The following is a 20754-nucleotide window of genomic DNA, read 5'->3' on the forward strand; positions in this document are numbered from 1 at the left end:
GACCCGACGATTCACAAGGTCCCCCATTAGTAGGAGTCCCGGTGACGCAGAGTGGACAGGGCGAGGAGCCCTCGGCGCGCCCCGCGCGCGAAGGCATCGTGCTGCCCTCCGACGGTGGCGAACCGCTGTTGCCGGGCATGACGGGCGGACCCGCTGACGCCTCCGGCCGCCGACCCGCCCCGCCGTCGACGGGCGGACCGCAGGCCTCGGCCCCCGCGGAGGGCCAGACCTGGGGTCAGCCCTGGGGCCCCGACACGCAGCAGACCCCGCCCGCGCCGGGCCGGACCTGGCAGTCCCAGCCCGAGCAGTGGAGCACGGCCCAGCCGCCCGCGGGCGGCGCCGGGTACGACCCGTACGGCACGCCCGGCGGCGTGGCCCCGCTGCCTCCGGAGGCTTCCGGCGCCCCCGTGGCCGGGCAGCCCCCGCATTCCGCCGCCGGGTACGGGCCCCCTGCCGGGGGCGGCCCGGCGCAGGAAGGCTCGGGGTACGGATATCCGCAGGGGCCGGCCGCGGGCGCCTACGGCGCGGCCGCGGGGAGCGGCCAGTCACAGCCGGGGCCCGGCGGGGCCGGTTCCGGTAACGCCGGCGGGCAGCCGCCGCAGGGCGGCTCGGGATACGGATATCCGCAGGGGGCCGGTCTGCCGCCCGCCGCCGGAGCGTACGGGGTCCCGGGCGGGGAAGCCCCCCGGCAGCCGCAGCCGGGTGCCCAGACGTACGGGGGCGGCGTGCCGCCGGCCTCCGGTGCGTACGGACAGCCTGCCGGAGGCGCCTCCGGTGGGGGAGCCCCGCAGCAGCCGGGTGCCGAGGCGTACGGGGGTGGCATGCCGCCGGCCTCCGGTGCGTACGGGAGTGGCCGGCCGGGGGCGTACGGGGCCGCCGGAGGTGCCCCCCTGCCCCCGCCCGCCGACGAGGGGGCGACCCAGTACATACCGCCCGTCACGGGGGAGGCTGCCGCCGCGGCCACGCAGTATCTGCCGCCCGTCGCGCCGTCCGCCGACGAGGGCGCGACCCAGTACATACCCCCGGTGGTCCCGGGGGCGCTGCCGCCCGAGACGCCCGCGGGGGAGGACCCCGAGGCGACGCGGTTCCTCGGGACCGGGCTTCGCGCCGGGGCGGGAGCCGGACCGCTGCCGCCCGCCGCGCACCCGGACGCCGAGGCGACGCAGTACATCCCGCCGGTGCCCGGCGGCGACAAGCAGCCGCCCGCCGAGTTCGACAACCTCTTCCGCAGCGACCAGGGCGCCGAGAGCCCGGCCGGGGCCACCCAGCAGATGCCCCGCGTCGAGCAGCCCCAGGCCCCGTACGGTGCCCCCCAGCCCTCCCACGCCCCGCCCGCCGGGGGCCGGTCGCGCGGCGGCGGCCGTTCCGGCTCGCGCGTGCCCGTCATCGCAGCCGTCGGCATCGGCATCGCCGTCCTCGGCGTCGGCGCGGGCGCGCTGCTCGCCGTGGGCGGGGGCGGCGGTGACGACGACGACAGCGGCGACAAGAAGACCGTGGCCGCCTCCGCACCCGCGACGGACGACTCCGCCTCCCCGTCCGCCGATCCGGCCCGGGCCCAGGCGGTCGAGCTGGACAAGCTGCTCGCCGACAGCGGCAACAGCCGCAGCACCGTGATCAAAGCGGTCGCCGACGTCAAGGGCTGCGACAACCTCCCCGGCGCCGCCAAGGACCTGCGCGACGCGGCCAAGCAGCGCAACCAGCTGGTCACCCGGCTCTCCGGCATCGAGGTCGACCGGCTGCCCGACCACGCCGCGCTGACCACCGCCCTCACCAAGGCCTGGCGGGCCTCCGCCTCGGCCGACAACCACTACGCGGCCTGGGCCGACCAGACCGCCGGCAAGAAGGGCTGCAAGAAGGGCCAGGCCCGCGCCACCAACCAGACCCAGGCCGGCAACCGGGCCAGTGGCGTCGCCAGCACCGAGAAGGCCAAGGCGGCCGGGCTGTGGAACGGGATCGCGAAGAAGTACGGCCTGACCGAGCGCCAGCCGACCCAGCTGTGACGGCACGGCACGGCCCGGCACGGCCCGGCCCGGCACGGCCCGAACCGGGCCGTGGACTGACCGGGCCGTGGACTGACACGGGCCGGAGCGGCCGACGGGCGGGGGCGTGACCTGCCGGGCGGGGACGCTCAGTAGTTCACGTCGGCGTCCTGCAGCGTCTTCGTCGTGTCGACGAAGCCCTTGCGCGCCGACACCAGCCGCCCGTCCCGCACCACCTGAAGGGTCACGTTCGCGTTGACCAGGCGCGGGAAGCCCACCGACGCGAGCTTGTCCTGGAACCGCCACCGCAGCGTCGGCGTGAGCCCGCCCGTGCCGACCTCCAGGCCGTCGTCCAGGGCCTCCGCCACCGTGTCGGCGCTCACCTCGCCGTCCCCGAGCGACTCGACGATCTGCCGGAACACCGTGTAGGCGATCCACGTGGTCTGCACTCCGGCGTCCGCGGGGTCGATGCGGTTGTCGCCGAATGCCTGCTCCCGGATCACCCGCTTCATGCCGTCCCAGCGCGGATCGCTCGCCACCGGGTACCAGCCGGTGATGTACGAGCCCTCGTAGGGGCCCGACGCGCCACCGGTCGCGTCGATCACCGTCTGGTCGACGCTGCCCAGCACGGTGGCCGTCCGCACCTCGGGGTAGTCCCCGCGGGCTCGCCGGAAGGAGTCCATGAAGGTGCCGTTGCGGTCCCCCAGCGCGGGCACCACACACCCGTCGTCCGCCGCGCCGCGGGTCGTCGTGCGCAGCGCCCGCTCGGCCTGGCCGTCGTACTCGGTGGCGTCCTCCGCCGCCCGCTGGTCGGTCGAGGCACGGTGCCCGCCGGCCTTCAGACCGGAGTCGAGGAGCGGGGGCAGCTGGTCGCCCGCGATGGTGTCGGGCCGGATCAGGGCGACGGGCCCGCAGCCGGCGAGGGCGCTGCCGAGACCGGCGAGCAGGGCGGGCTGACCGCCGTTGACGGGGTAGGACAGCGGGCTGGTGAACTCGGCGTTGGTGATGCCGTAGCCGCCGATGTAGGGGATGCCGGCCCCCTCCAGCGAGGGGAAGAAGGAGTCCGCGTACTGGCTGTAGGATCCGACGACCGCGACCGCGTTCTCCTTGGCGGCCCGCCGGGCGCACTTCGCGGCGTCGACGCTGTCGTTGTGGTCGTTGCAGGTCAGCACGTTGAGCTTGCGGCCGTTGATCCCGCCCGCGGCGTTGATCCAGCGGGCGTAGGCCTGGGCGAAGGCAGGCATACCGGGCTTGTTGGTGGCCTTGGTGTCCTGCGGGGCCCAGGTCATGACGGTGATGGTGCCGTCCCCGGCATCCCCCGTGGTGCCGGGGACGACCCCGCATCCTGCGAGGAGGGACGCGCACGCGACCGCCGTGCCCGCGGAGAGGACGCCGTTTCTGGCGTGACGGGTGAGGAGGCCGGGGAGGAATGTGCTGCGGGTGCGTCGCCTGCCGGTCATGGTTCCGCACGATTCCGTCACACGGCCAACCCGTGAGTGATCCCGGGTTGACAATCGGTGACGCGCAGGTGAATTACGGGGGCTGGTGTAACCGATGTGGAGGGGAACGTACGATCGATGACCGTGCAAGCTTCGGAGAACTCTTCCCGTCGTGGCCGTCGCTCATCCACCATGGGCGGCATGCCTGCCAACGACATGCCGTGGTGGCGCTGGCGCAGCAACGTGCGCTCGGCGCTGCACATGCTCTCCGATCCCGGGTTCCAGCGGGACGTCTGGCTGGCCGGTGTGGACGGCTTCGGCGACGTGACCGACGCGGTGTACCGGCTGGTCGAGGACACGTGGCTGGACCACTGGTCCGCCGAGAAGTACGTCGGCACGATCTTCCGCGACTCGCAGGAGGCCGCCCTGGTCGACAGCGCGGTGCTGCGGGTGCTGCGGATCATGCACCAGGTCGGGCCGGACGCGCCGGTCGCCGCGTACCTCGAGCACGAGGCGTGGCCGGAGGCGGTCCAGGCGGCCCGGGACGCGCATGTGCGGCTCGCGGCGAGTGACGGCGAGGAGCCGGACGCGGCGCCGCGCAGCCTGGAAGTGCTGCGGATCATGACGAGGTCCGCCTAGCGGTTTCGCGCTGCGGTCCGCCCTGCGGGACGATTGCCGGGGGTGTCGTTCCTTGTGGGAACCTGTCCTGCATGAACGAGCAGTCCTCCAGCGCCGCGGTCCCGGCCGACCAGTACGTCCTCACCCTTTCCTGCCCGGACAGGAAAGGCATCGTGCACGCCGTGTCGAGCTATCTGTTCATGACCGGCTGCAACATCGAGGACAGCCAGCAGTTCGGCGACCACGACACGGGCCTGTTCTTCATGCGGGTCCACTTCTCCGCGGACGCGCCGGTGACCGTGGAGAAGCTGCGGGCCAGTTTCGCGGCGATCGGTGACTCGTTCCAGATGGACTGGCAGATCAACCGGGCCGACCAGAAGATGCGCATCCTGCTCATGGTCAGCAAGTTCGGGCACTGCCTGAACGACCTGCTGTTCCGGGCGCGGACCGGGGCGCTGCCGGTGGAGATCGCCGGAGTGGTGTCGAACCACACGGACTTTGCGGAGCTGGTGGGGTCGTACAACATCCCCTTCCATCACATTCCGGTGACGAAGGACACGAAGGCCGAGGCGGAGGGGCGGCTGCTCGACATCGTGCGAGAGGAGGGTGTCGAACTGGTCGTGCTCGCCCGGTACATGCAGGTGCTCTCGGACGACCTCTGCAAGGCGCTCTCCGGGCGGATCATCAACATCCACCACTCGTTCCTGCCGAGCTTCAAGGGTGCGAAGCCGTATCACCAGGCCCATGCGCGGGGCGTGAAGCTGATCGGGGCCACCGCGCACTATGTGACGGCCGATCTCGATGAGGGGCCGATCATCGAGCAGGAGGTCGAGCGGGTCGGGCACGACGTGACGCCCGAGGGGCTGGTCGCGATCGGGCGCGATGTGGAGTGCCAGGCGTTGGCCCGGGGTGTGAAGTGGCATGCAGAGCGGAGGATTCTGCTCAACGGGCGGCGGACTGTGATTTTCGCCTAAGAGCTCGGGTCGTCCCGTTGTGTGGCGGGTGCGGGTTGCGTGTGGTTGATCGCGCGCACGCGGCGGAGCCGCATATCAGACAGAGCCCCGCGCCCCTGGGGGCGTGCCCCCGAAGCCGGCTTCTACATCCTGCTGAGTGAAGCCGCCGCGAACAGGACGTCCCTGATCGCCTCCCTGTCTCCCACCTGGCCTGCCGCCGCCTCCTGCGGAGGGACGTGGCCGGCGGCCAGGCGGCAGAACTCGACGCCGTCCAGGGCCACGTGGGCCACCTCGTGCTCGGCGGAGCCCTTCGCCGCGGGGGAATCCAGCGGGATCAGCCACTCGCCGCCGCCGGAGCCCTCGATCTCCAGCCGGAGGCTGCGGCCCGGTTCGCCCGCCGCGACCAGATGGCGGTGGTGGGCGGGGGAGGCGAGGCCGGCCCGGCGGCGGTGCGCCAGGGCCGTCGGCAGCATCCGGGCCGCGAGGTCGATCATGCGGTGCAGATGGCGCGGCGAGGGCGGGTCGTAGGGGTAGTCGACCGCGTCGGCGATGTCCTCCGCGTGCACCCAGCACTCGAAGGCGCGATCCAGCATCGCGTCGTGCAGCGGCAGCTCGAAGTCGCCGTACGACACCGGCATCTTCCCGGCGCCGCCGCCCGTGAAGGACACCGTGCGCACGAGGCTGTGGCTCTGCTCGCGCCAGGGCGCGCGGACGAACCGGGTCGGTGGGAAGTGGGAGGCGCGCCAGAGGGCCTCGGTGCGGGCCGCCGGAGTCGGCTGCCGGGACGGGACGTCGCCCAGCGGGTCGTCCAGGCCGAGCGCGACCGCCACCAGGCCGTCGACGCCGAGCAGGTGCGCGATGACCCCGGCGACGGTGGTGCGGCGGCTCGTCGACTCGTCGGAGCGGAACCAGCGCAGCCGGACCGGCGCGTGCCACTCGGCGTCGCCGAAGTCCTGCAGCAGGGCGTCCAGGCGCGCGGTCTCGGCGTCGTAGGCGGCGGCCCAGTCCGGTACCGGGATGCGCGGCGGGCGCCGCTCCAGGCAGATGTCCAGGACGCGCGTGCGCAGCCCCGGGTCCAGGTCGAGGCTCTCTTGGCGTTGCAGCAGTCCGACCGCCTCGCGCAGCCGCCGGGCCTCGTCGGCGCAGGAGCCGCACTCGCCGAGGTGCTCCTCGACGGCCGTGGCCTCCTCGGCCGAGCACGCGGCCAGCGCCCAGGCGCCCAGCAGGGCCTTCAACACGGGGTGCGCGAAGACGGGCGGGGCGGGCGGCGGTGCCGGGTGGCCGGGGTCCGCCGGTGCGGGCAGCGGCAGTCCGCCGTCCTCGACGGAGGCCCGGGGCATGGGTATCCGCGGCGTACGCCCGCGCTCAGGGGCGTCGCCGGGTCCGGGCGCGTCCGGCCCGCCGGGTCCCTCCGGCCGGTCGGACATGCCCGGGTCCGAGGGGGTGCCGGCACCGCGCCCGCCATCGCCGCCCTCATCCCGAATGCCGCTTTCGTCCCAGGCGTTGCCCTTCCGGTCGTGGTCGTTCTCACCCTCGTCGCCGTCGTACGCCTCGAACCGCTCCGGCCCGTTCACACCGCACCCCCGTACCAGGGCGGTGCGCCCGGCGCCTCGGTGTCGTGGGCGGTGGAGAGCAGTTGCAGGCCCAGGCGCAGGCGACGGCGCGCCTCGTCCTCGGTGATGCCGAGGTCGGCGGCGGTCTGGCGGTAGTCGCGGCGCTGGAAGTAGGCCCGCTCCAGGGCCGAGCGCAGCGGGACGGGCATGGACTGCGCGATGTAGTCGGCGCGGGCGGCGACCGAGGCGCGGCGCACCCTGTGCTCCAGTTCCTCGGTGGTGCCGGAGCCTTCGCCGGCCAGGGCGGCTGTCTCCGTGGCGCGCAGCCGCTGCACGGCGAGCCGGTGGGTCAGGGTGGCGACCCAGGTGCGCAGCGGGCCCTGCCTGGGGTCGTAGGAGTCGGGGTGTTCCCAGACGTGGATGAAGACCTCACGGGTGATGCCGTCGGCGGCGCGCTCGTCGCCGAGGACGCGGTGGGCGAGGCCGTGCACGAGGGAGGCGAACCGGTCGTAGAGCTCACCGAGGGCGGCGGCTTCCCCGCGGGCGAGCCGCTGCTGCATCTTGCGGTCCCAGCGAGGCGGTACGTCCCTTTTCGCCATGCGGCCCCCTCACCCCCTGCTCGTGTCCCGCGCCCGTGCTCTGTCCAGCCTGTGCCCGTCGTCTCCTCGAATGTAGTCGGCACGTCCGGTAACGCACGCCCCTTTGTGGCAATGTGCGCCCCCTGACCGGCCGTAGGTGGTAGAGGGCCACCGGTGCTCGTACCGGTTGCCTTTGGGGTCGCGCCTACCCCGCTGCCCTCCGATCAGACCTGACTGAAGAGGATCGAACAGGATCGAAGTCGACTAAAACAAGCCTCTTCCGCGGGGGATCCGTTTTTCGGGTTGTGTTTCAGGGAACGGCCGCTGGGCAGCCGCGCTGCAAGGAAGCGTAGGGTCTGCTTCCGTTTTGGCGATCGAAGGGCGTGGTGGTGACCTTCAAAGTGACCGGCGGCGAGCAGGGCGAGTGGGCCGTGCTCCAGGTGTCCGGCGAACTGGATCTGGTGACGTCACCGGTGCTGCGTCAGCGCGTGCACGACGTGGTGGCCGAAGGGCATCACTGTCTCGTCCTGGATCTGTCCGAGGTGTTCTTCTGCGACTCCAGCGGCGTCGGCGTGCTCATCGCGGCCCGCCGGCTGATCCGTTCCTGCCAGGGCCGGCTGCGCCTCGTGCTGCCCGCCCGGGGCGCGGCCGACGGCTCCCATGTCAACCGGGTCCTCGGCGCGCTGGGCGTGCGCAGGCTGTTCGACGTGTACGGCGACGTGGACGCGGCGCTCGGCGACGAGGGCGAACCGCTGTCCGCGTGACGGCCCGACGACGCACGGTAGGCCGAGTGTCGCCGTTCCGACACGCCGTTGTCCCGGAATTCCCCCGGTCTTGGCACAAGTGACGTTTTCCCGCGCCCGAACGGCGCCCTCCGTCGTACGCTCCGACCGAGACGCACCCCACCTGACGTAAGGCGGCCTGAAAAAGACATGGTCAGCAGCGAGTACGAGCGCCGGATCGCCGCCCGGTTCGCCACCTTCGACCAGGACGGCAACGGCTACATCGACCGCGAGGACTTCTACGGCGCGGCCAAGGCGCTGCTCACGGAGTTCGCGGTGGCGGCCCGCTCCGACAAGGGGCAGGCCCTGTACGGCGGAGCCGAGGCGTTCTGGCAGGGCATGGCCGGGATAGCGGACCGCGACGGCGACCAGCGCATCACGCGCGAGGAGTTCGTCAACGGCGCGGTCAAGCGCCTGCGTGACAACCCCGACCGGTTCGCCGAGATCGCCCGCCCCTTCCTGCACGCGGCCCTGGACGTCGCCGACACCGACGGTGACGGCGCCGTGACGACCGATGAGGCCGGCCGCGTCCTGAAGTGCCTCGGCGTCCCCGAGGACTCCGCGGGCCCGGCCGCGGCCGCGCTCGACGCGGACGGCGACGGCCAGGTCGGCGAGGCGGACGTCGTCCCGGCCTTCGCCCGCTACTTCACCGTGCCCGAGTAGGGCCACGCGTCCACGCCGTGGGGGTGGTTCCCTGACGGGCGGCTGCGGGTTGTCGGTGGTTGTTCGCGCCGTTCCCCGCGCCCCTGAAGGGGCTGCCCACAGCGGGTCACGTGCCCGAGTAGCGCTCGCGGAGCTTGTACTTCAGCACCTTCCGCAGGGTGTCGCCCCGCGGAAGGGCGTCCACCACCTCCAGCCGCTCCGGCAGCTTGTGCACCGACAGCCCCTCGGCGCGCAGGAAGGCGGTCACGCCGGCGAGCGTCAAGGCCTCGGCCCCCGGCGGCTGTTCCACCACCGCGCACACCAGCTCGCCGCGCGCCGCGTCCGGCAGGCCGATGACCGCCACGTCCCCGACCGCCGGATGCCGGTGCAGCAGGTCCTCGATCTCCTGGGCCGAGATGTTCTCGCCCTTGCGGATGATCACGTCCTTCAGCCGGCCGGTGAGGACCAGGTGCCCGGTCTCCGTGAGCCGCCCGAGGTCACCGGTGCGCAGGAACCCGTCCTCGTCGAAGGCCTCCGCCGTCTGCCCCGGATCCAGATACCCGCGGCACACGGCCTCCCCGCGCAGCCGCACCTCCCCGTCCACGATCCGGATCTCCATGCCCGGCGGCGGACGCCCCTCGGTCGTCGCCAGCAGCTCGGGACCGTCGTCCGGCGCCCCCATGGTGATCATCGGCACCTCGGTCATGCCGTACCCGTGGGTGAGCTGCACGCCCATCTCGCGCACGACGGCGTGGTACAGCTCCGGCGGCTTGGGCGCCCCGCCGCCCGCCAGCAGCCGCAGGGTCGGCACCACGGGCTCTCCCGGATGCTTGCGCTGCTCCGCCAGGAACATCGAGTAGAAGGCCGTCGACCCGCCCGCCACGGTCACCCCGTGGGCGCGGTACGCGGCCAGCGCCTCCGGCAGCGCGAACTGCTCGAACAGCACCGCCGGGAAGCCGTACAGCAGCAGCATCACCGTGTAGTCGGGCCCGCCGATGTGGGCGTACGGGAAGGCGATCGAGCCCACGTCCTGCGCCGAGGGGCGCAGCGCGTGCGCCAGGCAGGAGCCGCCCGCGAGCAGGGAACGGTCCGTGTGCAGCACGCCCTTGGGGTCGGAGGTCGTCCCGGACGTCCAGTAGATCCAGCGGACGGCGGTGCCGTCGGAGGGCGGGGGAGGCAGGAGGGACGGATCGCCGTCGGGCAGGTCGTCGTAGGCCTCGAAGACGCCCTTCGCGCCCAGCCGCCGGGCCATCTCCGCGTGGTCGAAGCCGCGCCAGGCGCCCGGCACCGCGAAGAACTCGGCCTTGGACTCGCGTAGCGCGAAGCCGGCCTCGCGGTCCCGGTAGAAGGGGATCACCGGGGTCTGCACGGCGCCGAGCCGGGCCAGGGCGAAGGACAGCACGGCCGTCTCGATACGGGTGGGCAGCTGCCAGGCGACCACCGTGCCGGGCCGTACGCCCATGCCGTACAGCCCAGCCGCGACCCGCTCGGCACGTGCGCGCAACGCCTCGAAGGTGAGCGTGCGGTCGTCCTGGAGGAACAGCGGCCGGTCGGGCGTCAGAGCGGCACGGCGGGTGACCAGCTCCCACAGGGTGCGGGACGAACTCAGGGCGTGCGGGGTGTCGTTCACGGCTGCCCCCTGCTCCTCGGCAGTGCTCCTTGGCTGACGGATCGTCAGGTGGGATGCTATCTGACGCTGCATCAGATAAGTACCGTCCGGCGGAGGGGACCCATGGCGACCGAACTGCCCCGCATCATCAGCGTCGACGACCACGTGATCGAGCCCGCACACCTCTTCGACACCTGGCTGCCGGCCAGGTACCGCGAGCGCGGCCCCAGGGCGCTGACCGCCGGGATCGGTGAACTCGCCTACATCGGCGGCAAGTACCGGATCACCATGGACCCGGACGGCCAGCCCACCGACTGGTGGATCTACGAGGACCTGAAGTTCCCGTACAAGCGCAACATCGCCGCCGTCGGCTTCGACCGCGATCAGATGACCCTGGAGGGCATCACCCGCGAGGAGATGCGGCCCGGCTGCTGGGACCCGAAGGCCCGCCTCGAGGACATGGACCTCAACCACGTCGAGGCGTCCCTCTGCTTCCCGTCCTTCCCGCGCTTCTGCGGCCAGACCTTCGCCGAGGCCCACGACAAGGAGGTCGCCCTCGCCTGCGTGCGCGCCTACAACGACTGGATGGTCGAGGAGTGGTGCGGCGACAGCGGCGGGCGGCTCATTCCACTGTGCCTGATCCCGCTGTGGGACGTCGGCCTGGCGGTCGAGGAGATCCGCCGCAACGCCGCGCGCGGGGTGAGGGCGGTGACCTTCTCCGAGATCCCCACCCACCTCGGGCTGCCGTCCATCCACTCCGGCTACTGGGACCCGTTCTTCGCCGTCTGCCAGGAGACCGGGACGGTCGTCAACATGCACATCGGCAGCAGTTCCCAGATGCCCGCCGCCTCACCGGACGCCCCGCCCGCCGTCCAGGCCTCCCTCAGCTTCAACAACGCGATGGCCTCGATGATGGACTTCCTCTTCAGCGGGGTCCTGGTGCGCTTCTCCCGCCTCAAACTCGCCTACTCCGAGGGGCAGATGGGCTGGGTCCCGTACGCCCTGGAGCGTGCCGACGACGTGTGGGAGGAGCACCGTGCCTGGGGCGGGGTGCGCGACACGATCCCCGAGCCGCCGTCGACGTACTACTACCGGCAGATGTTCTGCTGCTTCTTCCGCGACAAGCACGGCGTGGCGTCGCTGGACGTGGTCGGCCGGGACAACGCCACCTTCGAGACCGACTACCCGCACGTCGACTCGACCTTCCCGCACACCAAGGAGGTCGCCCTCGACCACGTCAAGGGCCTCGACGACGAGACGGTGTACAAGCTGATGCGGGGCAACGCCATCCGGATGCTCGGCCTCGACCTGGACCGGGACCGCTGAGGCCCGCCGATGGACCTGTCGTACACGCCCGAGGAGGAGGACTTCCGGGCCCGGCTGCGGGACTGGCTCGCGGGGGAGCTTCCCACCCTCCCGCCCAAGCCGTCCCCCGACGACTGGCCGGGGCGGCGGGCGTACGACCTCGGCTGGCAGCGGCGGCTCCACGACGCCGGATACGCCGACGTCCACTGGGACGCCTCCCCGACCCTGCGGCTGATCTTCCTGGAGGAGACCGAGAAGGCGGGCGCGCCCTATGTGGGCGCCAACTTCGTGGGCCTGCTGCACGCCGGTCCGACCATCGCCGCCGAGGGCACGGCGGAGCAGCGGGCGCGCTGGCTGCCGCCGATCCTGCGCGGCGAGGAGATCTGGTGCCAGGGGTTCAGCGAACCGGGCGCCGGATCCGATCTCGCGGCCCTGCGCACGCGCGCGCGGCGCGACGGCGACACCTATGTGGTGACCGGCTCCAAGATCTGGACCTCCCACGCGGAAGTCGCCGACTGGTGCGAGCTGTTGGTCCGCACCGACCCCGGGGCCCCCAAGCACCGGGGAATCACCTGGCTCGCCCTGCCCATGGACACGCCCGGCGTCACCGTACGGCCGCTGCGCACGCTCACCGGGTCGGCGGAGTTCGCCGAGGTGTTCCTCGACGAGGTGCGGGTGCCGGTGGCGAACCGGGTCGGGGACGAGAACGACGGCTGGCGCGTCACCATGGTGACGCTGTCCTTCGAGCGGGGCACGGCCTTCGCCGGCGAGGTCGTCGCCTGCCGGCGCGTGCTGGGCGAACTGGCCGTCGAGGCCCGCAAGAACGGCCGGTGGGACGAGCCGGCCATCCGGCGCCGGCTGGGCAGGCTCCATGCCGAGTTCCGGGCGCTGTGGCGGCTCACGCAGTGGAACGTCAGCGCGGCGGAGGCATCCGGCGGGGTGCCGGGCGCCGGCGGCTCGGTCTTCAAACTCCGCTACTCGCACGCCCGCCAGGAGCTCTACGACGCCGCCGCGGAGGTGCTGGGCCCCGACTGCCTGGACCTGGACCGGCCCTGGGCCCTCGAACGACTGAGCTCCCTGTCGTACACCATCGCGGCCGGCACGTCGCAGGTGCAGCACAGCATCATCGCCGAGCGCATCCTCGGCCTGCCGAAGGGACGGTGAGGTGCCGTGCGGTTCCGGCTGACGGACGACCAGCGGGCGCTGCGGGACGGGTTGCGCGAGGCGCTGGCCCGGCGCTTCTGCGCGGACGCCCTGCGGGCGGCCGTGGTGGGGGCCGCCGGGACGGAGGGCGGCACGAAGGGTGAGGGGATGGGTCGTCGCGGCGCGGGCGGTGGGGGCACGGAGCGTGACGGGGCGGGTTCCGGCGGGGGTGGCGGTGCCGCGTCGGGCGGGGTGGGGGCGGCCGGCTGTTCCGGGAGCAGCGGCGGTGGGGGGACGGGGCGTTCCGCAAACGGCGGAGGCGGTGCGGACGGTGACGGGACGGTCCGTTCCGGGAAGGGCGGGGGCGGGGTGAGCGGTCCCGCGTCGGCCGGCGGGCGGGCGGGTGTGTCCGGGGCCGGTGGTGAACGGGTGGGCCGTGCCGGGGCCGCTGGCCGGCCGATAGGCCCTGCCGAGGTGGACGGGGGCGCCGCGGGGGCCTGTCGAACGGCCGGGTCGACGCGGCTCGACCGGGCGTTGTGGCGGGCGCTCGGGGATCTCGGGTTCTTCGCGCTGCGGGTGCCGGAGACGGACGGCGGCGTCGGACTCGGGCTGCCGGAGGCCGTGTTGATCTTCGAGGAGGCGGGGCGGGCGCTGCTGCCCGGGCCGCTCATCGCCACCCACCTCGCGGCCGGTGACGTACCGGGCGCGGCCACCGGGGAGACGGTGGTGGCGGCCGTGGACGGCGGGCTCGTGGAGTGGCTGGGCGAGGCGGACGTCGTACGCGGGGACACCACCGGGGCCGTACCGCTGCGTTCGCTCGACCCGCTGACGCCCCTGCACCGTGTCCCCGCCGGGCGGGCTGCTCCCGACCCCGTCGCCGTCCTCCTCACCGCCGCCGAACAACTCGGCACGGCCGGCCGCGTCTGCGAACTCGCGGCGCAACACGCCCGGACCCGCGAACAGTTCGGGCGGCCCGTCGGCGCCTTTCAGGCGGTGGCACACCTGTGCGCGGGGATCTTGGTCCGGGTGGAGACGGCCCGCGCCGCGGTCTACGCGGCCGCCGTCACGGCCGCCCCGGCCGACATCGCGGCGGCCCGGATCCTCGCCGACGAGGCCGCCGTGCGCGGCGCCCGCGACTGTCTCCAGGTGCACGGCGGCATGGGCTTCACCTGGGAGTCCGAGGTCCATCTGCATCTGAAACGCGCATGGGTTCGAACCCAACGTGCGGGCGGAGTCACGGAGAGTGAGGAATTTCTCGCGGCGGCTCTGACGGCTGAAGCGGCCTGACGGGCCGTCTGGCTGGGCTGTCGCCGTACGCGCTCCCGGAGATGTCGCGGATCGTGGCATACCGGAATCACGGAGCGTTGATATCGGCTTGTGTCCTCAGTGTGACTCGTTACGGCCTGGAGTCGATTGCCCGCTCCGGTACCTTGTGTCAAATGCGAGTGGCTCCGAGCGCAGTGCGACCCCGTGGCGCCGCCTGTTCGACTGCCCGCGGCGAGCGTCGCACAGTATGCCGCACGGGTACTCCTTCGCGCTGGAATATGCCCGAAGCGCTTGTTGGCGTGACTGTACGTCAACCATGCTGTCCCACAAGGGATTCACGTTCCGTGATCCTTGTCCCGGCCGTTGTTCTGGCCATGCAGAAAATGGCTACGATCGTGGCCCTCGTGAGGCGCGAGCCTAAGTGTCCGCCGGTTCGGATGGTGTGAGCGGTGCAGGTGCTTCAAGTGCAGCTGGAGATCCGGCCCGACCCCGCAGAAGTGGGGCGCGCCCGGCGGTGGGCCCGCTCCCGCCTGGCCGGGTCCGGCATACAGGCCGACGAACCCCTTGCCGAGACGCTGATCCTGCTCGTCTCCGAACTCGTCACCAACGCCGTGGTGCACACCGGCCGTCCGGCGGTCCTGCGGCTGTCGCTGCCGCACATGGTGACGGAGGAGGCCACGGTCCGTCTCGAGGTCGCGGACCACAGCGGCCGGGCCCCCGTGCCCCGGTGCGCCGGTGACGACGCGACCGGCGGCCGGGGGCTGGCGCTCGTCGACGGCCTGGCCGACCGCTGGGGCTGGAGCGTCGAGGCCACCGGCAAGCGCATCTGGTGCGAACTGGACCGGTGCGCGAAGTCCCGCGACCTCACGGCGTCATGCGGGGGTGGCACGGCGGCGTACGGCGGCGGTGCGGCGTTCGAGGGGCTGGCGTACGAGGCGGTGTAGCACCGTCGGCCGGCGCCCGAGCCCGCCGGGCGACGGCACATGCCGTGGGTTCGTGCGCCGGGTCCGGGGCACGCACGCGCGGCGAGTCGGCGGGTTCCCTCGGAGGGTGCGGCGATGCGCCGGGACGTGCTTCCGTGCGCGCCCAGGGCAAAAACCTCATCGAGTGACATATCACCGAACCGGTGTTGACGCGTCGTGACCGTTTGCTCACGCTTGTGGTCAGCGATTCGCCGTGAGGGGACGACGAGGGCTTCGGTGGACGGCAGCCCTCGGCGAGTGCGAGTCGCGATTCGGCGTCGGCTTCCTTCAGGGCCGGGAAGTCGGGGCGGGAGCGCCGGAGTCGGGTGGTGGCGCGCGCTGCCGTGCTCGGGGCGGGCAGCGCGGCGCCGCCATCCAACTGCAGCGGATGGCGGCCCGGCTCGGCCTAAAGGACGGCGACGGGCGCCACCGGGGAGCCGGTCGCCCCGGTGAACGGCTCGGGGGTCGCCGTCAGCAGGAATGCGAAGCGGCCCGCTTCTCCACAGGCTGTGGACAACTTTTCGAGATTCCAGTTCTGGCCCTGTGGCATGCCCATCTCCACGAGATCGAGGGCGTGCACGGGCAGCCAGAGGTTCTCCACCTCCGGCGGGAACACCTCGAAGGTCAGGGTGTCGTTGGCGACGGCCGCCACATCGCGCGCGTGGAACCACTCCGGCGTGCGGATCGACAGCCCCGGTGACGGATACGCGTAGCCGTGCCGGTCCCCGGCCAGGCAGGCCTGGATCTGTCCGGTCCGTACGAGCACGATGTCACCGGCCCGCACCCGCGTGCCGGCCAGTGCCTCGGCGGCGTCCAGATCCTCGGGCGTGACGGCGTACCCACCGTCGAGCCGGTCCGTGCCCCGGGCCCGGGCCACGTCCAGCAGCACCCCGCGCGAGACGACGTGCCGGACCGTGCCGATGCCGCTGAACCCGGCCCCGCCGTGCGCGGTGACGGTGTGCGCCGGTCGGCCGTTGTAGAGCCGGCCCGCGTGCGAGACGTGGGACAGGGCGTCCCAGTGGGTGGCCGCCTGGAGCCCCATGGTCACGATGTCGTCGCTGCACGCGACCGTGCCCGGGCCGAAGATCTCCTGGTTGATCTGCACCATGGCGTGCAGGGGGTCGACCCGGCCGGGGATCATGCCGGTCTGTACGCCGTCCTGCTGGAGAGGCAGGGCCAGCGGGACACGGTGGCCGGTGCGGACGGTTGCCGCGGCCTGCCTCACGACCTCGTCGGTGATCAGGTTCAGTGTGCCGATCTCGTCGTCGGATCCCCAACGCCCCCAGTTGTTGACGCGCTTGGCGATGTCGTGGAACGCGTCCGGCAGTGACATGGGTCCTCCCCGGGGCTTGCCCTCCCGTATCTGACGGGTCGTAGAATTCGGAAATCGAGAATCTAACGGTCCGTCAGAAACCGTGGGACGGGAAGGGGCCGGGCGTGGGGAACTTCTTGGCAGGCAAGGTCGTCGCCGTCACGGGGGCGGGCCGGGGCATCGGCCGGGCGGTCGCGCTCGCCGCGGCGGCCCAGGGAGCGAAGGTCGTGGTCAACGACTACGGCGTCGCGGTCGACGGTGCCTCACCGACGAGCGAGATCGCCGAGGCCGTAGTCAAGGAGATCGAGGCGGCGGGCGGGGAGGCGGTGGCCGTCGCCGACGACATCTCCACGATGGCGGGCGGGCAGCGGGTCGTCGACGTGGCGCTGGCGTCGTACGGGCGGCTGGACGGGGTGGTCTGCGTGGCCGGGATCCTGCGCGAGCGGATGCTGTTCAACATGACCGAGGACGAATGGGACCCGGTCGTCGCGACGCATCTGAAGGGCACGTTCACCGTGTTCCGGGCCGCTTCCGCGGTGATGCGCGGGCAGCGGGCCGGGACGCTGATCGGCTTCACCAGCGGCAACCACCAGGGGTCGGTGTCGCAGGCCAACTACAGCGCCGCGAAGGGCGGGATCATCTCGCTGGTGCGCAGCGCGGCGCTCGGGCTGCACAAGTACGGGGTGAGCGCGAACGCGGTGGCGCCGGTCGCCCGGACCCGGATGTCGGCGGGAGTGCCGATGGAACTGGCGGAGATCGGAGAACCGGAGGACGTCGCCGCGCTGGTGGTGTACCTGCTGTCCGACGCGGCCTCCCGGGCGGGGATCACCGGGCAGGTCTACACGGTGGCCGGGGAGAAGATCGCGGTGTGGGCGCAGCCGAGGGAGCTGCGTGCGGCGTATGCCTCCGGCGGATGGACGGTGGAACGGATCGCGGAGTTTCTGCCCGGGTCGGTGGGGGTGGATCCGATGCCGTTGCTGGAGCGGGTGGAGGGGATGGAGAGGGCTGCGGCTCGAGGGGAGCGGCCGAACGCCCAGTAGCTCGGGAGGTGGCGGTCGTGTGGCGGGTGCGGGTGGGTTGTGGCTGGTCGCGCAGTTCCCCGCGCCCCTGAGGGGGTGCCCCCGCTGCCCATGTGCAGGGACCTGGCCAATCTAAGGCGGTCGAGCGTGGAGTTCGGGTTCGGGCAAGAGGATGAGGACTTTCGTGTCGAGGCGCGGGAGTGGCTGGCGGCGCATGCCGAGCGCGCCACCGACCGGCGCACCTGGGAGCGCACCCTCGGCGCAGCCGGTTGGATCGGGCTGGGGTGGGGCGAGGACGGCTACGGGAATCGCAGGGCCACCCTCACCCAGCAGGTCGTCTGGGCCGAGGAGTACGCGCGGTCGGACGCGCCGCCGCGCTCCGGCCACATCGGGGAGAACCTGCTCGCGCCCACGCTCCTCGCCCACGGCACCGACGAGCAGAAGGCCCGGTTCCTGCCGCCGGTCGCCGCCGGCGAGGAACTCTGGTGCCAGGGCTACAGCGAACCCGGCGCCGGGTCGGACCTGGCCGGTGTCCGTACCGCGGCCGTGCGCGAGCCGGGCGGCCGTGCGTACCGGGTGACCGGGCAGAAGATCTGGACGTCGCTCGCCCGCGAGGCGGACTGGTGTTTCGTGCTGGCCCGGACCGAGCCCGGCTCGGTGCGGCATCACGGGCTGACCTTCCTGCTCGTCCCCATGGACCAGCCAGGCCGGATCGAGGTCCGGCCCATCCGCCAGATGACCGGCACCAGCGACTTCAACGAGGTCTTCTTCGACGGCGCGCACGCCGAGTACGTGGTCGGCGGTGAGGGCGACGGCTGGCGCGTCGCCATGAGCCTGCTCGGCTTCGAGCGCGGGGTGTCCACGCTGGCCCAGCAGATCGGGTTCGCCGAGGAACTGGACGCTGTGGTGCGGACGGCCGTGGAGTCGGGCGCGGTGCACGACCCCGTCGTACGGGAGCGGCTCGTGCGGCAGTGGGCCGAGCTGCGGACGATGCGCTGGAACGCCCTGCGCACGCTGGGGGGTTCCGGTGACGCGGGAGCCCCGAGCGTGGCCAAGCTGCTGTGGGCCGGCTGGCACCAGCGGCTCGGGGAGCTGGCGGTGCTGGTGCGGGGCGCGGCGGCGGGGGTGGGCCCCGCAGACTGGTCGGCCTCGGCGCCGTACGAACTGGACGCCGCGCAGCACCTGTTCCTCTTCTCGAGGGCCGACACGATCTACGGCGGCTCGGACCAGATCCAGCGCACGATCATCGCCGAGCGTGTGCTCGGCCTGCCCAGGGAACCCAAGGGGGCCGCGTGATGCGGGGCGTGATCTTCGACGGGAAGCAGGTCCGGGTCGTGACGGACCTGGAGGTGCGGAAGCCGGGGCCGGGCGAGGTGCGGGTGGCGATCTCGGCGGCCGGACTGTGCCACAGCGATCTGTCGGTGGTGGACGGGACCATCCCCTTCCCCGTGCCCGTGGTGCTGGGCCATGAGGGGGCCGGTGTCGTGGAGGCGGTGGGTGGGGGCGTCACCCATGTCGCGCCCGGTGACCATGTGGCGCTGTCCACCCTGGCGAACTGCGGGACGTGCGCGGAATGCGACCGGGGCCGGCCGACCATGTGCCGGCAGGCCATAGGACGCCCGGGTCGGCCGTTCGCCCACGAGGGCTCGCCGGTGCACCAGTTCGCGTCCAACTCCGCGTTCGCGGAGCGCACGGTCGTCAAGGCCGTCCAGGCGGTCCGGATCCCCGACGACATCCCCATGACATCGGCGGCGCTCATCGGGTGCGGAGTGCTCACAGGGGTGGGCGCCGTACTGAACCGGGCCCGGGTGGACCAGGGCGACAGCGTGCTGGTCATCGGGGCGGGCGGCATCGGCCTGAACGTGCTCCAGGGGGCACGGCTCGCGGGCGCCGGGCGGATCGTGGCCGTCGACGCCAACCCGGCGAAGGAGGAGATGGCACGCCGGTTCGGCGCGACCGACTTCCTCACCTCGGCCGGCGGCGTGCGCGACCTGCTGCCCACGGGCGTGGACCACGCCTTCGAGTGCGTCGGCCGCGTGGAGCTGATCCGGCAGGCCGTCGACGCCCTGGACCGGCACGGCCAGGCGATCCTGCTCGGGGTCCCGCCCGCCACCGCCGAGGCGTCCTTCCGCGTCTCCTCGATGTACCTCGACAAGTCCATCCTGGGCTGCCGCTACGGCTCCTCCCGCCCCCAGCGGGACATCGCCCTGTACGCCGACCTGTACCGCCGGGGGCGCCTCCTGCTCGACGAACTGGTCACCCGGACCTACCCGGTCGAGGACTTCGAGGAGGCGGCGGCGGACGCCGAGGCGGGCCGGGTGGCGCGGGCGGTGCTCACCTTCTGACGGCCTCGGCGGTGTCGTTCTCCGCCCGGAACGTGCGCCGGTAGGCGGTGGGTGTGACGCCGAGGGCCGACTGGAGGTGCTGGCGCATCGACTGGGCCGTGCCGAAGCCCGCGTCCCGGGCCACCCGGTCGACGGAACGGTCCGTGGACTCCAGGAGGTGGCGGGCCCGCTCCACGCGCTGCTGGGTGAGCCACTGGCCGGGGCTGACGCCGGTCTCCTCACGGAAGCGGCGGGTGAAGGTGCGCACCGACATCGACTCCTGGGCGGCCATGTCGCGCAGCTGGATCGGCTCGTGGAGACGGCCCAGGGCCCAGGCGCGGGCCGACGTCGTGGTCGCCTGCTGCGGGTCGGGCACCGGCCGGTGGATGTACTGCGCCTGACCGCCGTCGCGGTGCGGCGGTACGACCGTGCGGCGGGCCACCTCGTTCGCGACCGCCGTGCCGTGGTCGCGGCGCACCATGTGCAGGCACAGGTCGATGCCCGCCGCGACGCCGGCGGAGGTCAGGACGTCGCCGTCGTCGATGAACAGGACGCCCGGGTCGACCTCGATCCGCGGGAACAGCCGCTGGAAACGGTCGGCGTCGGCCCAGTGCGTGGTGGCGGGGCGGCCGTCGAGGAGACCGGCGGCGGCGAGGACGTAGACGCCGGTGCAGATGGAGGCGAGCCGGGTGCCGGGGCGGATGCGGTCGAGGGCGGCGGCCAGTTCCGCGGTGAGCACGCCCTGCTCGAAGACCGGGCCGAGTTCGTACGACGCCGGGATGATCACGGTGTCGGCGGTGGCGAGGGCCTCGGGGCCGTGCTCGACCCGGATGGCGAAGTCGGCGTCGGTCTGCACCGGGCCCGGCGGGCGGACCGAGCAGGTCACGACGTCGTACAGCAGGCGCCCCCGGGCGTCCCGGGGGCGGCCGAAGATGCGGTGCGGGATGCCCAGCTCGAAGGGGAGCAGGCCGTCGAGGGCGAGGACGACGACCCGGTGCGGGCGGAACTCCGGCTCACGGCTCATGGCCCGATCCTAGCGAATGCTGTCCTTCGGGCCACTCGATGGAGCGTGCCGCGAATCGGAAGCTCTATGTCGTGACCCAGACAACCGAAGCCGCGGCCGTCCAGCAGCCGCCGAAGCCGACCCGTGCCCGGGTGCACCGTGCCTGGTTCGTCGCCGCCGTCACCTTCGTGACGATCATCGGCGCCGCAGCCTTCCGTTCCGTGCCGGGCCTGCTCATCGACCCGCTGCACGCCGAGTTCGACTGGT

Annotated in this window: 18 protein-coding genes and 1 pseudogene; 13 read left to right on the forward strand and 6 right to left on the reverse strand. The window is 72.8% G+C overall.

The window, feature by feature from the left end:
- The first annotated feature begins 41 nt into the window (after nucleotides 1-41).
- Nucleotides 42-2000: a hypothetical protein gene (locus BJ965_RS21500; protein WP_184910144.1), complete on the forward strand. Its 1959-nt coding sequence runs from the start codon at nucleotides 42-44 to the stop codon at nucleotides 1998-2000.
- Nucleotides 2001-2128: 128 nt separating this feature from the next.
- On the opposite strand, the gene BJ965_RS21505 is transcribed toward BJ965_RS21500, so the two are convergent.
- Nucleotides 2129-3439: an ABC transporter substrate-binding protein gene (locus tag BJ965_RS21505; RefSeq protein WP_184910146.1), complete on the reverse strand. Its 1311-nt coding sequence runs from the start codon at nucleotides 3437-3439 to the stop codon at nucleotides 2129-2131.
- A gap of 117 nt (nucleotides 3440-3556) precedes the next feature.
- Between BJ965_RS21505 and BJ965_RS21510 the strand changes: the two genes are divergently transcribed.
- Nucleotides 3557-4057: an SCO4402 family protein gene (locus BJ965_RS21510; RefSeq protein WP_030849522.1), complete on the forward strand. Its 501-nt coding sequence runs from the start codon at nucleotides 3557-3559 to the stop codon at nucleotides 4055-4057.
- A 71-nt stretch (nucleotides 4058-4128) separates the two neighbouring features.
- Entirely contained in the window at nucleotides 4129-5010 is an 882-nt protein-coding gene (purU, locus tag BJ965_RS21515) for a formyltetrahydrofolate deformylase (protein WP_030849525.1), read from the forward strand.
- A 122-nt stretch (nucleotides 5011-5132) separates the two neighbouring features.
- Here the strand turns inward: purU and BJ965_RS21520 are convergent, their stop codons facing one another.
- On the reverse strand, nucleotides 5133-6563 hold the full coding sequence (locus tag BJ965_RS21520; RefSeq protein WP_184910148.1) for a zf-HC2 domain-containing protein: 1431 nt from the start codon (nucleotides 6561-6563) through the stop codon (nucleotides 5133-5135).
- The gene (locus BJ965_RS21525; RefSeq protein WP_184910150.1) at nucleotides 6560-7141 is read right to left on the reverse strand and encodes a sigma-70 family RNA polymerase sigma factor; all 582 of its coding nucleotides are present in this window, start codon (nucleotides 7139-7141) and stop codon (nucleotides 6560-6562) included. The genes BJ965_RS21520 and BJ965_RS21525 overlap by 4 nt, the downstream gene beginning before the upstream one ends.
- 362 nt (nucleotides 7142-7503) lie before the next feature.
- Here BJ965_RS21525 and BJ965_RS21530 point away from each other — a divergent pair, with 362 nt between their 5' ends.
- Together BJ965_RS21530 and BJ965_RS21535 are read left to right on the forward strand one after the other, a co-directional pair.
- On the forward strand, nucleotides 7504-7884 hold the full coding sequence (locus tag BJ965_RS21530) for an STAS domain-containing protein (protein WP_030849533.1): 381 nt from the start codon (nucleotides 7504-7506) through the stop codon (nucleotides 7882-7884).
- A gap of 168 nt (nucleotides 7885-8052) precedes the next feature.
- Nucleotides 8053-8565 (forward strand): EF-hand domain-containing protein, encoded by a 513-nt coding sequence (locus BJ965_RS21535; protein ID WP_184910152.1) that lies wholly within the window; start codon nucleotides 8053-8055, stop codon nucleotides 8563-8565.
- Nucleotides 8566-8671: 106 nt separating this feature from the next.
- On the opposite strand, the gene BJ965_RS21540 is transcribed toward BJ965_RS21535, so the two are convergent.
- A complete protein-coding gene (locus BJ965_RS21540) occupies nucleotides 8672-10174 on the reverse strand; it encodes a class I adenylate-forming enzyme family protein (protein WP_184910153.1) in 1503 nt (500 codons plus the stop codon).
- Nucleotides 10175-10276: 102 nt separating this feature from the next.
- On the opposite strand from BJ965_RS21540, the gene BJ965_RS21545 reads away from it, so the two are divergent.
- The 4 genes from BJ965_RS21545 to BJ965_RS21565 all read left to right on the forward strand — a co-directional run bounded on the left by BJ965_RS21545 (nucleotide 10277) and on the right by BJ965_RS21565 (nucleotide 14811).
- Entirely contained in the window at nucleotides 10277-11479 is a 1203-nt protein-coding gene (locus BJ965_RS21545; protein ID WP_184910154.1) for an amidohydrolase family protein, read from the forward strand.
- Nucleotides 11480-11488: 9 nt separating this feature from the next.
- Entirely contained in the window at nucleotides 11489-12622 is a 1134-nt protein-coding gene (locus tag BJ965_RS21550; protein ID WP_184910155.1) for an acyl-CoA dehydrogenase, read from the forward strand.
- Between the two features lie 453 nt (nucleotides 12623-13075).
- Nucleotides 13076-13888: an acyl-CoA dehydrogenase gene (locus BJ965_RS21560; RefSeq protein WP_313667779.1), complete on the forward strand. Its 813-nt coding sequence runs from the start codon at nucleotides 13076-13078 to the stop codon at nucleotides 13886-13888.
- A 443-nt stretch (nucleotides 13889-14331) separates the two neighbouring features.
- A complete protein-coding gene (locus BJ965_RS21565) occupies nucleotides 14332-14811 on the forward strand; it encodes an ATP-binding protein (protein WP_184917412.1) in 480 nt (159 codons plus the stop codon).
- A gap of 424 nt (nucleotides 14812-15235) precedes the next feature.
- Here the strand turns inward: BJ965_RS21565 and BJ965_RS21570 are convergent, their stop codons facing one another.
- Nucleotides 15236-16162: a cyclase family protein gene (locus BJ965_RS21570; RefSeq protein WP_184910156.1), complete on the reverse strand. Its 927-nt coding sequence runs from the start codon at nucleotides 16160-16162 to the stop codon at nucleotides 15236-15238.
- Nucleotides 16163-16266: 104 nt separating this feature from the next.
- On the opposite strand from BJ965_RS21570, the gene BJ965_RS21575 reads away from it, so the two are divergent.
- The 3 genes from BJ965_RS21575 to BJ965_RS21585 all read left to right on the forward strand — a co-directional run bounded on the left by BJ965_RS21575 (nucleotide 16267) and on the right by BJ965_RS21585 (nucleotide 19505).
- Nucleotides 16267-17181 (forward strand): SDR family NAD(P)-dependent oxidoreductase, encoded by a 915-nt coding sequence (locus BJ965_RS21575; protein ID WP_184910157.1) that lies wholly within the window; start codon nucleotides 16267-16269, stop codon nucleotides 17179-17181.
- A gap of 126 nt (nucleotides 17182-17307) precedes the next feature.
- Nucleotides 17308-18456 carry an acyl-CoA dehydrogenase family protein gene (locus BJ965_RS21580; protein WP_184910158.1) on the forward strand — a complete coding sequence of 383 codons (1149 nt, stop codon included), beginning with the start codon at nucleotides 17308-17310 and terminating at the stop codon, nucleotides 18454-18456.
- Entirely contained in the window at nucleotides 18456-19505 is a 1050-nt protein-coding gene (locus BJ965_RS21585) for an alcohol dehydrogenase catalytic domain-containing protein (RefSeq protein ID WP_184910159.1), read from the forward strand. Before BJ965_RS21580 ends, BJ965_RS21585 begins: the two co-directional genes overlap by 1 nt.
- On the opposite strand, the gene BJ965_RS21590 is transcribed toward BJ965_RS21585, so the two are convergent.
- A complete protein-coding gene (locus BJ965_RS21590) occupies nucleotides 19495-20508 on the reverse strand; it encodes a GlxA family transcriptional regulator (protein ID WP_184910160.1) in 1014 nt (337 codons plus the stop codon). The two genes, BJ965_RS21585 and BJ965_RS21590, sit on opposite strands and share 11 nt — an antisense overlap.
- Nucleotides 20509-20579: 71 nt before the next feature.
- On the opposite strand from BJ965_RS21590, the pseudogene BJ965_RS21595 reads away from it, so the two are divergent.
- Nucleotides 20580-20753 (forward strand): annotated as a pseudogene (locus BJ965_RS21595) (MFS transporter); the annotation flags it as partial.
- Between the last annotated feature and the right edge of the window lies 1 nt (nucleotide 20754).

This window comes from Streptomyces luteogriseus (genome assembly GCF_014205055.1).
GTDB lineage: Bacteria > Actinomycetota > Actinomycetes > Streptomycetales > Streptomycetaceae > Streptomyces > Streptomyces luteogriseus.